This window comes from Vibrio sp. 03-59-1 (assembly GCF_013114135.1).
Classification (GTDB): Bacteria; Pseudomonadota; Gammaproteobacteria; order Enterobacterales; family Vibrionaceae; genus Vibrio; species Vibrio cortegadensis.
Window position 1 is genome coordinate 170199 of the sequence record NZ_VTYA01000003.1, and the last position, 13662, is coordinate 183860.

At 43.6% G+C, this 13662-nt stretch carries 7 protein-coding genes; 5 read left to right on the forward strand and 2 right to left on the reverse strand.

The genetic code is table 11. The features are described 5' to 3' along the window. Positions 1-98: 98 nt before the first annotated feature. From recC to recD, 3 genes are all read left to right on the forward strand, one after another. Positions 99-3632, forward strand: coding sequence for an exodeoxyribonuclease V subunit gamma (recC, locus tag F0249_RS04240; protein WP_171755963.1), 3534 nt, complete (start codon positions 99-101; stop codon positions 3630-3632). Between the two features lie 377 nt (positions 3633-4009). Further along, positions 4010-7675 carry an exodeoxyribonuclease V subunit beta gene (recB, locus tag F0249_RS04245; protein ID WP_171755964.1) on the forward strand — a complete coding sequence of 1222 codons (3666 nt, stop codon included), beginning with the start codon at positions 4010-4012 and terminating at the stop codon, positions 7673-7675. Then, positions 7675-9873 carry an exodeoxyribonuclease V subunit alpha gene (gene recD, locus F0249_RS04250; RefSeq protein WP_171755965.1) on the forward strand — a complete coding sequence of 733 codons (2199 nt, stop codon included), beginning with the start codon at positions 7675-7677 and terminating at the stop codon, positions 9871-9873. The genes recB and recD overlap by 1 nt, the downstream gene beginning before the upstream one ends. 84 nt (positions 9874-9957) lie before the next feature. Here recD and F0249_RS04255 read toward each other — a convergent pair whose 3' ends face one another. Together F0249_RS04255 and argA are read right to left on the reverse strand one after the other, a co-directional pair. Further along, complete coding sequence (locus F0249_RS04255) at positions 9958-10149, reverse strand: hypothetical protein (RefSeq protein ID WP_084654878.1); 192 nt, start codon at positions 10147-10149, stop codon at positions 9958-9960. Between the two features lie 257 nt (positions 10150-10406). Then, positions 10407-11744 carry an amino-acid N-acetyltransferase gene (gene argA / locus F0249_RS04260; protein WP_171755966.1) on the reverse strand — a complete coding sequence of 446 codons (1338 nt, stop codon included), beginning with the start codon at positions 11742-11744 and terminating at the stop codon, positions 10407-10409. A 162-nt stretch (positions 11745-11906) separates the two neighbouring features. Between argA and F0249_RS04265 the strand changes: the two genes are divergently transcribed. Continuing rightward, positions 11907-12398, forward strand: coding sequence for a DUF2850 domain-containing protein (locus F0249_RS04265; RefSeq protein WP_113799104.1), 492 nt, complete (start codon positions 11907-11909; stop codon positions 12396-12398). 61 nt (positions 12399-12459) lie between these two features. Beyond that, positions 12460-13572: a murein transglycosylase A gene (gene mltA / locus F0249_RS04270; protein WP_171755967.1), complete on the forward strand. Its 1113-nt coding sequence runs from the start codon at positions 12460-12462 to the stop codon at positions 13570-13572. The last annotated feature ends 90 nt before the right edge of the window (positions 13573-13662 follow it).

Here is a 13662-nt window from a genome sequence, read left to right on the forward strand (position 1 = left end):
CTCTTTTTTTACCGTTGGGTAGGCTGATATTTCTCTAGAATCGAGGTGCGATATGATAATCTCTTAAAACGTCGTCATCGGAAAAGTGTGAGTGCATTTTGTTTTCTGTTTATCATTCCAACAAAGTAGATAGCCTAAAAATCCTGTTAGTCCATTTAGCGAAAAGTGAACCGCTAGATAACCCATTTGAACAAGAGCAAATCTTGGTGCAAAGCCCGGGAATGTCGCAGTGGTTGAAAATGGAACTCGCCAAGGAGTTTGGTGTGGCGGCGAATATCAACTTTCCTCTTCCTGCTACTTTTATTTGGGATATGTTCACCCAAGTGCTTCCTGATGTACCAAAGCGAAGTGCTTTTAACAAAGAAGCCATGACATGGAAAATCATGCATATCCTTCCTTCAATGTTGGACGAAGAGGCTTTTGCTCCCTTAAAGCTGTATCTAGAGCAAGATGACGACAAATCTAAGCTTTATCAATTATCTGAAAAAATCGCCGATATTTTCGATGGCTATTTAGTTTATCGACCGGAATGGATCGCCAGTTGGGAAAATGGCCTCGTAGTCGATGAACTCGAAGGCACTCATCCTTGGCAGCCGATGTTGTGGAAAGCGTTATACGATTACACTCTTGAGCAAGGCCAATCTAAATATCACCGTGGTAATTTGTACCAAGATTTTATTGATGCGTTGGCTCGCTCTAAAAATAACCTTAGTCATCTGCCGAAGCGCCTTTTTGTGTTTGGTATTTCATCTTTGCCTCCACGCTATATGGATGCGTTGAAAGCGCTGGGCGAACATATTGATGTTCATCTCATGTTTACCAACCCTTGTCAGCATTATTGGGGCGATATTCGAGACCGAAAAACATTAGCTCGAATTGAATCGAGAAGTTGGAATCGTCTCTCACTGCAAGATGATCTTTTAGAACGCCAATCCACCTCGTCATTATTAAAAGGTTCCATTGAAGATAACCTTGAAGATGATCTGCATACCAATAGCGCCGTCGGAAATGAGTTACTGGCATCGATGGGAAAACTTGGTCGTGACAACCTTTATCTGCTTTCTCAGCTTGAGTGTGATGAGAATGATTTTTTCATGCGTGTCGAACGCGATAATTTACTGCACCAACTGCAAGCGGACATCCTCAATTTAGAACAGCATCAAAACGATGAAATTTTAGATTCAAGCTTCCATAAGCAGCAAGTAGATATCAATGATACCTCGCTGACGGTTCATGCATGCCATAGTCCAATGCGAGAGGTTGAGGTATTACACGATCAGTTGTTGGCGATGTTTGATGCAGATACCAACTTAAAACCGCGCGATATTATTGTGATGGTGGCGGATATCAACGCGTATAGCCCCGCGATTCAAGCGGTATTTGGTAATGCTCCTGGTGAACGTTATATACCTTATTCGATTTCAGACAGAAGTGCTGATCAAGAGAGCCCGATCCTTTCAGCATTCATGCAGTTGGTAAATTTACCCAATACGCGCTGTTTGGCTTCAGAGCTGCTGGAGCTGTTAGAAACGCCTGCGATGATGCTGAAGTTTGGCCTTAATGAACAGCAGTTTGAGCAAGCCAAGCAGTGGGTTGAAGAGTCAGGGGTTCGTTGGGGGGCTGATGCCAATACTGCCACAGAATTTGAACTTCCAGCGACAGAGCAAAATACTTGGTTGTTTGGTATTCAACGGATGCTATTGGGTTATGCGATGCCAGAATCTGCTGGGTTATTTGCCGCGCCTAATAGCAACATTTCAGCCTATAACGAAGTGCAAGGTATGGGCGCTGAACTGGCGGGGAAATTAGCTCATTTCATCGAACTTATTACTCACTACCGCCAAGTATTAAACCAAACTCAATCGATTGATGAGTGGCGAGAAATTCTTAATGGTGTGCTGAACGACTTTTTTGCGGTTGAACTAGAAGGCGAAGTGGTATTGAAGTCCATTCGTGACTCTTTAATTCAGCTAAAAGAACAGCTTAGTGATGCCGATTATAAGGACGACATTGCCCCGAGTATCTTAAGCCAGTATTTGCAAAATAGACTTTCAGGAACGCGAGTAAGCCAGCGTTTCTTAGCCGGCCAAGTTAACTTCTGTACCTTGATGCCAATGCGTTCTATCCCATTCAAAGTGGTCTGCTTATTAGGCATGAATGACGGTGTATATCCGCGTTCAATGCCACCAGAAGGTTTTGATCTCATGAATGGGCCAGCAAAAGCGAGAGCAGGGGACCGTTCACGTCGAGACGATGACCGTTACCTTTTCCTTGAAGCCATGTTGTCAGCGCAGCAAGGCTTATATGTCAGTTACGTTGGACGTTCGATTCAAGATAATACAGAGCGCGTGCCTTCGGTGCTGGTGTCTGAATTGCTTGAGTATTGTCAGCAGAATTATTGTTTACAAGGTAGCGAAAGTTTAGCTAGTGATGAATCAGGTCAGCAGCTGCTTAATGCATTGGTTGAGCATCACGCGATGGTGCCATTTAGCCCGAATGCCTTCATGTCGGCAGACGTGCAAGCATCCTCAGCGGTTGAGCATTCATCTTCTATTCGTTCGCAACAGAGCAGTTACGCCAAAGAGTGGTTACCTGCGGTTAATCGCCTTGGCCAGTCAAGTGATGACTTTAAGCGCAAGCTCGGGGACTACTTATTGGATGTGGTTTATCCCCTTGAATTGGATTTGGTTGAGCTGCAAAAATTCTGGCGCTTGCCTGTGCAATATTTTTTCAACCGCCGATTAAAAGTGGTATTTGAAGCGCCTTTGCCTGTCATGGAAGATGATGAACCCTTTGTGTTGAATGGATTAGACAGCTTTCAACTTCGTGACCAGTTGTTGGATGTGTTATTGACAGCGAAACTGCACACTCATCAAGATCCGAAAGAGGCACTGAACGGCTTTATTGAGCAGCAAAGAGCGCAAGGGAAACTTCCTGTTGGTGCGTTTGGTGATATTGAGTTTGAAACCAATCGTGTTCAGGCCGAACAGTTAGTCGAAGAGTTAGCCTTTATTTGCGGCAAACCTATTGATGATATTGAAATTGATCTCACCCTCGATGCTCTTTCAAATAAAGAGACAGGTGAAGAGAATGCGGTTCATCTAACGGGTTGGTTGACCAAACATTATCAATCGGGATTAGTCCGCTATAGAAGTGGTCGAGTTCGTCCTCAAGATTACCTCTCTGCATGGATTGATCATCTGAGTTGCACGGCAATGGGGCACTCAAAAACAACGCACCTCATTGGCTATGATCGCAAAGAAGGTGTAGTGCATATGATGTACCCTCCGATGAACGATCGTAGTGAGGCTCTCGATATTTTAAATGAGTTGGTGCGTCTGTTTTATCAAGGAATGACCGAACCTTTACCTTATTTTCCTAAAACGGCTTTGGCTGGCGTTGAAGCTGGATTCAGTCGAGGAAACTGGGTGGATGATGAAGAAAAGTCACTGAAAAAAATGGCTGATACGTTTAATGATGGCTACGCCTTTACTGGTGAAGGGCGAGATAGCTACATTGCGAGAATTTGGCCAAAATGGGATGACGAACTCGCGTTACAAGCTCGCTTGTACTCAAGTCTAGTGATGCAAGGGCCGAGGCTTTGGGCAAAAGACGCCAGCGATATTGAGTAAAGTCAGGACGCATGCTTAATTTACGGATGACATCGTAAAATAGAGTGGCCGCCAGTCAATCATTATAGTGTAGGGCGTCTTCTGTGCGGCCACATGGTCAGAGGGACCATTGTTTGTTATTCGAGTTGCTTTTATTAGCAGAGTGATGACGAATCAAGACTCTTCTAACGGGTAATGCGACAAATTAGGTGCGGATACTAACTATGCTATTGCGTAGATACCGTGAGTGAGATCCCACGGCTTTTTATTCAGTAGTAGAAATTTAAAACAAAATGAACTTCTAAGGGATGACTCACAGTGAATTCATGTTGTGTGTTGATGAATTTGATTTTCAGTATCAAATATATTGTTAAAAACAGATCGAAAAGGCAGTTGAAATGACAACAGTAGTCGCCAATAACCTAGATACAATGACTTTTCCCTTACACGGTGCACGATTGATTGAAGCTTCTGCGGGTACAGGAAAGACCTTTACAATTGCAGGGTTATACCTTCGTTTGCTACTTGGACATGGTGAGTTAGTCGATGGGGAAGAGACAAGCCACTCTGAGCGACTGACGGTTGATCAAATTCTCGTGGTGACCTTTACAGAGGCGGCGACTGCTGAACTTCGTGATCGTATCAGAGCGAGAATTCACGATGCTCGTATTGCCTTTTCACGCAGTCAAAGTGATGATCCGGTGATCAAACCGTTATTGGCTGCGATAAGCGATCACCCTAAAGCGGCCAAAATACTGCTCCAAGCTGAAAGGCAGATGGATGAAGCGGCCGTGTTTACTATTCACGGTTTTTGCCAACGAATGCTGACTCAAAACGCATTCGAATCGGGCAGTCGATTTAACAATGAATTTGTGACTGATGAAAGCCAGTTGAAAGCACAAGTCGTTGCCGATTATTGGCGTCGTCAGTTCTATCCTCTATCTCTGAATCTTGCCAGCGAAGTGCGCAATATTTGGGGCTCACCATCGGCACTGCTTGGTGATGTGAGTAACTACTTAACGGGCGTACCATTAGAGTTGTCGGTTAGTGCGATGTCGGGAGACCTTGCGGATTTACATCAACAAAATCTAGAAGAAATCGATCAACTTAAAGCCTTATGGCGAGAGTCAGAAGGGGATTTTCTTGCTCTAATTTCAGGTTCAGACATTAATAAACGCAGTTACACTAAAAAATCACTCCCGACTTGGTTAGAAGCCATTTCGGTATGGGCGAACAGTGAAACGAATGACTACTCCATTCCAGATAAGCTTGAGAAGTTTGCTCAAAATACGTTAATCGAGAAAACCCCTAAAGGTAATGCCCCTGAACATGCGGTATTTGCTGCTATTGAACACTTTTTGGCGAACCCTGCTGATTTGAAAGCGCCTCTATTAGCTCATGCGATTTTGCACTGTCGAGATATGTTGGCAGCGGCTAAACAGAAGCAGCAACTGCTCTCATTTGATGATTTGTTGACTCAGTTGTCTGCCGCGATTGATAGCGACGAGCAACAGTTGCTGGTGGAGCGTATCCGCAGCTTATATCCCGTTGCGATGATCGATGAATTCCAAGATACCGACCCTCTGCAATACAGTATTTTTAGCCGCATCTACCTAGATAACCCTGAATGTGGTCTGTTTATGATCGGCGATCCTAAGCAAGCGATATACGGTTTCCGTGGTGCTGATATATTTACCTATATCAAAGCGAGAAATCAGGTAAAACAGCATTACACGCTGGGCACAAACTGGCGATCCAGTGCCGACATGGTCAGTGCTGTTAATCAGGTATTTCAAGCCTCCGACAGCCCGTTTATGTACGATCAAGATATTCCGTTCTTACCTGTGAATGCAAGTCCCGGAGCCGATCAAAGAGCGTGGTATTTAAACGGCGAAAAGCAGCAGGCGATGAGTTACTGGATCCAAGAAGCTGAAGACAAGCCCTTGCCAAAAGGTGAATACCACCAAGCGATGAGTGAATCGACGGCAAGCCAGATCCAAACAATTCTAACCGCAGCGCAGCATGAGAAAGCTTACCTTGTGACGTCGAAAGGTCAAAAACCAGTACAAGCTGGCAATATTGCGGTGCTTGTAAGAACGGGAACGGAAGGGCGCTTGATCCGAGATGCCTTAGCCAAACAAGGCATTGCGAGTGTTTACCTTTCTAACCGTGATAGCGTTTTTGTCAGTGGTATCGCGCAAGATGTACAGCGTTTACTGCAAGCGGTACTTACCCCCGAAAATGACAGAGCACTACGAGCGAGTTTAGCGTCTGAGCTCTTTGCTTTAGATGCCGCGAAGTTAGACGAACTCAATAACGATGAAGTCGTGTGGGAAAACGCGATTAATGAATTCCGAGAATACCGTCAGCTATGGATTCAACGTGGCGTGCTGCCTATGCTCCGTAGTGTGATGAGTAAGCGTCATATCGCTGAGCGCCTACTAGAAGAAGAAAATGGTGAGCGAACTCTGACCGACTTAATGCATATGGGTGAGCTATTGCAACAAGCTAGCCAAGAGATGGATAGTGATTATGGTTTGCTTCGCTGGCTTGCCGAGTCTGTATCTGATGCGGTTAATGGGTTGAGTAGTGGTAGTGATGATGATATTCAGCGTTTAGAATCCGAACGTAATTTAGTGCAAATCGTGACGATCCATAAATCAAAAGGGCTGGAGTATGATTTAGTCTTTTTACCTTTCGTAAGTAGTTATCGCGAAGCAAGCGAAGGTAAATATTATGATCAGCAAGCAGATAAAACGATTTTAGATATAACAGGTAATAAAGCGGCTCTGGCTCAAGCAGACAAAGAGCGTTTAGCTGAAGATCTACGCTTGATCTACGTTGCGTTAACTCGTGCCGTTTATGCCTGTTTTATTGGAATGGCACCCTTGAGAAAAGGTCGCTCGACGAAAGAGCCTACCGGTGTCCATTTGAGTGCCATGGGCTACTTGATTCAAAATGGTGAAGAGCTTGGCATTTCAGATCTAACCAAGAGAGTTGAAACCCTAACTCATGCAAATTCAGCCATTGGCTTAAAAGCTTTGCCACAAGCTCATGATTCACTTTATGTGACGCAAGAAGTTGATGCCGTAGATCTCATCGCTAGTGAACTTAATAACCCTATTGATCGAGGGTGGAGAATCACCAGCTATTCCGGTTTGGTGAAACAAAGCAGTCATGCATCTCATGGCTCTTTTGGTGATACTCAAGACGTGAATTTACATGATACCGCGCTTGAGTCTGCGGGGTTTGATATTGACTCGGCCGATGAACAGGACGAGTTGGAAGTGCTTGAGCCACAGCGTTCAATTTTCACTTTTCCGCGAGGTGCGAGGCCTGGTACTTTTCTGCATACCTTATTTGAAGAGGTTGAATTTACTCAACCCGCAACGTCAGATGCTAATACACAAGTCATCCTACAGCTCTTAGAAAGTGAGCAGTATGAGTTGGAGTGGCTTCCTGTGTTGCAAACGCTGGTGGACACTGTGCTTAACGCTCCGCTAGACGGCAAGCAGATGAAATTAAATGAGAAAACCCCAGCTCAACGTTTGGTTGAAATGGAGTTCCTATTACCTATTGAAGTGTTAACGTCTTCTGGATTGAATCGAGTCATACAGCGTCATGATCCGCTTTCTGCTAAAGCGGGAGATCTGGGTTTTCAAACCGTAAGAGGTATGTTGAAAGGCTTTATTGATTTAGTGTTTGAACACCAAGGTAAATATTACGTATTGGACTGGAAATCCAACCATCTTGGCGATGATGTTGGGGCGTATCATGGTGAAAACTTGAAAGTGGCAATGGCGGATCACCGCTACGATCTTCAGTATCAAATTTATGCCCTTGCTCTACATCGTTTTTTACGCAGTCGCATTGCCGATTATCGCTATGACACACATTTTGGTGGCGTGTATTACCTGTTTTTGCGAGGCATTGATGGAGATTCAGATAATGGTATTTTTTCAGCGAAGCCAAGTGTCGAGTTGTTGGATGAAATGGATAAATTAATTGATGGTCAGGCAATTGAAAGCCGGACGACGAACCAAGGTCAAATGGAGTTACTGTAATGATTGTAGAGACCAACTCTATTGAACCAAGTGAAAGTCACCTGCCACTCTTCAGTGAGGTTAGTTCGCTGTTGGATGTGCTCAAAGCTTTGAGTGTTAAGGGAACCTTGCGCCAAATCGATTATCAGTTTGCGCGTTTTATCGCTTCTCAAGTGGAAATCAATGCGGATGAAATAGGCTTTATTGCAGGGATCGTTAGCCATGAGCTAGGTAAAGGGCATATCTGTATTCAGCTCAATTCTGAGCAAGGGGGTATGAATGATTTTGCCTCAATGCTTGGCTTATATGGCGATGCGGCAAGGGCTCTTAACCAAACCCTGCTCAGTGTTAATTGGAATGCTCTACTAGAACAATCTGCCGTGGTTGGTAAGGAAGGGCAAGCCGTTCCATTAATGTTGGATGATGGACGCTTATACCTGCATCGTTACTGGAATTATGAATCCTTTTTGGCAGAAACCTTATCGAAACTGAGTAAGCCTGTCGATTTGAGTGGTGTGCAATTGGGTCAACTGACGAAAACGCTTAGCCATCTTTTCGCTCGTAGCTATCATTTTTTATATAAGGATCTGGTGAAAGCGAGCAACGACGGTAAGAGCACTCAAGTATTAAGACAGCAATTAGTGTGCGATCATCTGGATGTCGTCTCGAGTGAAAATTTGGATTGGCCTGCTATAGACCAAATACTCTTATCGGCCCAAAAAACTCAACATCTTAATGAATTAGAACGCCTTGTTCCCGAAGCGTTTTGTCTCAACTGGCAGAAAGTTGCAGCAGCAGTCGCGTTAACAAGGCGCTTTGCTGTGATCTCTGGTGGCCCCGGTACAGGCAAAACCACAACGGTAACGAAACTATTAGCGGCACTGGTTGAGCAAGCTCAGGCTCAGTTGGAAGACGATGGTTTAATGCCCACCATTAAGTTGGTTGCACCGACGGGCAAAGCAGCGGCTCGACTCACTGAATCTATCGGCAAAGCGGTGGCTGAGCTACCACTCGACCCATTAGTTAAAAAACACATCCCAACAGAATCGAGCACGTTGCATCGATTACTCGGGGCGATCCCAAATCGTGCGGAGTTTCGTCATCACCGTCATAATCACCTACACGTCGATATCTTGGTGGTCGATGAAGCTTCTATGGTCGATTTGCCTATGATGTTCAAATTGCTCGATGCGCTTCCTTCACATGCTCGTTTGATTCTACTTGGAGATAAAGATCAACTCTCATCGGTGGAAGCGGGGGCGGTATTAGGTGATATTTGCTCATTTAATGATTATGGTTTTAGCCAAGCTCAAAGCAAATCTCTGGCTCAGTTAACGGGGTATCAAACATTAGCCAGCAGTAGAGTCGAAAATAGCATTGATGCGCCTATTTGCGACAGCCTATGCATGTTACAGAAAAGCTATCGTTTCGATGCTCGTTCAGGTATTGGTCAATTAGCGAAAGCGATTAATACCGGAAAAGCACAGCAAGTAGAATCGGTATTGACCAAAGGTTTCAATGATATTCAGCACTATCCCTTATCGGCTGACAACTACAATCAAATGATTACCACGTTAGTCGCGAACTATCGTCATTATCTTGATCGAATTAGTCATAATAAGGTGGATGAGGTAACCGATAAACGAGAGACTCAGGAGCAGAAAGCTCTAGCTGTATTGGCACTATTTAGCCAATGCCGCCTGTTGTGTGCTATCCGAGAGGGGGATTTTGGTGTTACAGGCTTGAACCAAAGGATTGAAACAAGATTAGCGGCAAGGCGATTGATTCAGACCACCGATGAGCTTTGGTATGTGGGTAGACCCGTCATGGTGACGCGTAATGATCACGGCCTTGGGTTATATAACGGTGATATTGGTATTTGCATGCTGGATGACAGTGAATCAGAACCTCGATTAAAAGTGTATTTTGAGCTTCCAGATGGCAGTGTGAAATCGGTATTACCAAGCCGAGTACCAGAACACGAAACCGCTTATGCGATGACCATCCATAAATCTCAAGGCAGTGAATTTGAACTTACCGTGATGATTCTGCCACCGGATTTTAGCCCTATTCTTACACGAGAATTGATCTATACCGGAGTGACGCGAGCAAAAAAAGAGCTCATGCTATTTGCAGATTTATCGGTGTTGAAGCGTGGAATAAAAATAAAAACAGAGCGAGTGAGTGGTTTAGTTCAGCGGCTGAAAGTTAAAGGCTAGTGTTCTGGCCGATGATAGGGGAAGGTCAGTCGGTGTTAATAACCATCCATGGCTATAGATATTAAATTGAAATTGATAATGGACTTATAAATCGACGGTATGAAATACACGAGTGAAGGAGACACTCTTAATGTTGTATTGCTTTTGATAGTTCATTATCAAAGATTTAAGGTTGTCATTGGTAGGGAATACACAATGAACGTCTAAGTCTTCAAGAAAGTGGTTTTCGGCCATATCCCAAAAACTTTGGATAGAATTACAAATAATAGTTCTCATAGATGTCAGCTCTTTTTATGTCGACGTTGTGGTGATTTTTATTAGATATATCACCGTACTATGAGCAATCCATGCAGAACCCAAGTTAATGGGTGGGCTAATCCAACCAAAAAGTGTGAAGTATGTCTCACAAACTTTGAGTGAATTCTATACAACTTTTACTATGAATGATAGTGCGTAATGAATAAAAGCATGAAAAATCATGCTTTGTCATTAACGTCCACTTTTTGATGGTTTTTGTTTTTTATTTAATATTTTCAAATTCTTAGTGATAATATTTTGGATTTTCGTTGATAGTTATAAAGGTCTTGTTTTTCCATAGGTAAAGCATCAACACCTATTTCGTAGAACCCTTGCTCCCTGAACCAGTGCAAACTATGGGTGGTGAGTACAAAAATGTGATGAATATTTTTCGCTTTAGATTGCTGTTTCATGAAATCAAGCAGCATCAGCCCTTTTTTACCGTCTCGATAATCTGGGTGAATCGCAACGCAAGCCATTTCAGCCATATGTTCATGGGGATAAGCATAAAGTGCAGCACAGCCAATAATTAAGCCATCTTTTTCGATGATCGTGAAACGGTGGATCTCTTGTTCTAATTGCTCTCTTGAGCGACGGACGAGAATACCTTGCTCCTCTAGAGGACGTATCAACCCTAAGATACCGCCAATATCATCAATATTCGCCTGACGAACTTGTTCCGCGCTTGCCATTACAACTTGAGTTCCAATGCCATCAAGAGAGAAAAGTTCTTGAATCAGAGCACCATCATCTTTATAGCTAATTAAGTGGCAACGAGAAACGCCCGCTCGACAGGCCGATACTGATCCTTTAAGAAATCGCAATGTTCCAGAGCTGTTATCTTGAGATTGGTCAACACTGTCATTAATCGAATGCAGTATGTTCTCAGCATCACTTGGAAAGATTTCGGCAACGGCTTCACCATTTTTATCGATGACGCCTTGGTTGGAGCAAAAGCCGATAAGTTTGTCTGCTTTTAGTCGAATGGCCACTTGAGTTGCTAACTCTTCAGAAGACAAATTGAATGACTCTCCAGTGACGGAACTCGCGATAGGGCCGAGCAGTACGATTGAACCTTGATCCAGCATGCGATTGATCCCTTGCGAATCAATACGACGTATGCGTCCGCTATGGCAAAAATCAACACCATCATCGATACCAAGAGGTTGAGCGGTGACAAAGTTACCACTGACCACATTGAGTTGAGTTCCTGCCATTGGTGTATTGTTTAAACTCATGGAGAGACGAGCTGTAATCGTCAGTTGCAGTTGTCCGGCTGCTTGCATAACTAAACCAAGCGCATGTTCGTCAGTGACGCGGACATTATTATGGTATGGCGTTGTATAGTTTTGAGCTTCCAGAACCTGATTGATTTGTGGCCTTGCTCCATGGACTAAGACAATTTTCACACCTAAGCTATGAAGTAGGGCAATATCATTGATTATATTGCCGAAGTTTTTATCAGCGACAGCTTCACCGCCTAACATAATGACCATCGTTTTATTTCGATGAGCGTTTACATAAGGTGTGGATTGGCGGAACCCTTTCACTAAAGCGGTGCTTCTAATTTTCACGCATATTACCAGTGTGGTTATTTATGCTGAAATAATGGCTTTTTATTCAAGTGTGAGCAAGTGTTTTTTTGGAATGAAAAGCAAAGAAATAAACAGAATGACTGCATATAAAATTGGTTTGTATTAAATTAGTATAAGTTAAGGTTTATAGTGAAAACAAAAATGGCTAAAACGATCCGAAAAAGCAAAGTAGATAAAATTATCGACAATTTATATCCAGATACAGGGTCAGCTGAATTTCACGCAAAAAGAAGGCGTAAAATAGCAGAGCGTACTCTGATGTTGTTGGCGATTATTGGCACCATTTCAGTCATGAGTTTATATAGCGACCTTATTGAACGTTTGATTATCCCTGAAGTGGATAAAAGCTTAGTCTACGGAATGTGGACTGAGAAAGATGTCGCCAGTTACGCTCAAGATAAGTTTATCGTTGGGAGTGGTGGCATTTCCGTAAATGGCGCTATTGTCGCGACAGATTTTGATTTCGATGGTCGCTACTTAGAGTATGTGAGAGGTGGGAAATCATTAAAATATAAATTTTCAGGTCAAGATTATTCGGAGATGAAGTTGGTCTCTCCTGCCCATTATAGCCCTACTTTTACTCGACGAACGATGGGTTCTAAAGCCTCAAATGGTATACGCCCCTCTTATTAAGTAAAACTCTGATTGAGATTTTGAAAAGAGTTTGTCATTCTCTGGGCATCAAACCTTTTGGATGACTAATGTGATAAAAAAAATCATTCCTGCAGCGGCGTTATTATTTCTCTTTGGCTGCGCACAACCGACTGATCGGGCTCAACAATATTTAGATAGCGAATTTGAAGCCGATCTTAATAAAGTTGAAGTCATAGAGTCTAATCAACCTCGTGATTTTACGGCTTTTTCAAAGCAAGCTGAGCAAGTGGTGACCCTTTCACCTTCTATGGCTAAAATTTACCAACCTCTATACGAGCAACTTGAGGCGTGGGCTCTCCAAAGTGGCGATCCAAGCGAGTTGGCTAATTTTGGTATTCAAACGGCTCAACTCGGCGGTGGTGATAGCCAAGGCAATGTGTTGTTTACAGGGTATTTTTCTCCAGTTATTGAATTACGCCATGAGGCTAATGAAGAGTATCAGTATCCGGTATATGGACAACCAGAATGTACGGATACTTGCCCTACACGTGCTCAAATTTATGCTGGAGCGCTAAATGGGCAAGGTTTGGAGTTAGGTTATGCCTCAAACCTTATCGACCCATTTATTATGGAAGTTCAAGGAAGTGGTTTTGTTCATTTTGGTGATGACGATACGTTAGAATATTTTGCTTATGCAGGTAAAAATAATCGCGCGTACGTAAGTATTGGACGAGTGTTGATTGAGCGTGAGCAGGTTGCCCGTGAAAATATGTCTCTTAAAGCCATTAAAGAGTGGGTACTGGCAAATGAACCTGACGTTGTGCGTGAACTCCTTGAACAAAATCCTTCGTATGTATTCTTTTCCCCTAAAGCGGCAGCCCCAGTAACGGGAAGTGCCGGTATTCCATTACTCCCAATGGCGTCAGTTGCTGGTGATCGTTCTATTTTCCCAATGGGAACGCCTATTTTAGCGGAAGTTCCACTATTAAATGCGGATGGAACTTGGAGTGGTGCTCACCAGCTACGCTTACTCCTAGTATTAGATACAGGAGGCGCGGTGAAGCAAAATCACTTAGATTTATATCATGGCATGGGACCAAGAGCGGGGACGGATGCTGGGCATTACAAACATTTTGGTCGAGTTTGGAAGCTCGGCCTAGAGGGAAGTGCAACGCAAGCGCCTTGGGCACTTCCGCCAGAAAAAATAGAATAATTGTACTCTAGAGAGCTTATTTATCGCGGTGGAATATTTGCGGTTTGCTAAGCCTAGACATTTCCAGAAAGAGTGCGTATAAAACGCACT

Excerpts from the sequence above, each read along its gene's own strand:
- mltA (WP_171755967.1), top strand. The coding sequence starts at position 12,460 with ATGACTAATGTGATAAAAAAAATCATTCCTGCAGCGGCGTTATTATTT.
- F0249_RS04265 (WP_113799104.1), top strand. The coding sequence starts at position 11,907 with ATGGCTAAAACGATCCGAAAAAGCAAAGTAGATAAAATTATCGACAAT.
- F0249_RS04255 (WP_084654878.1), bottom strand. The coding sequence starts at position 10,149 with ATGAGAACTATTATTTGTAATTCTATCCAAAGTTTTTGGGATATGGCC.
- recB (WP_171755964.1), top strand. The coding sequence starts at position 4,010 with ATGACAACAGTAGTCGCCAATAACCTAGATACAATGACTTTTCCCTTA.
- recD (WP_171755965.1), top strand. The coding sequence starts at position 7,675 with ATGATTGTAGAGACCAACTCTATTGAACCAAGTGAAAGTCACCTGCCA.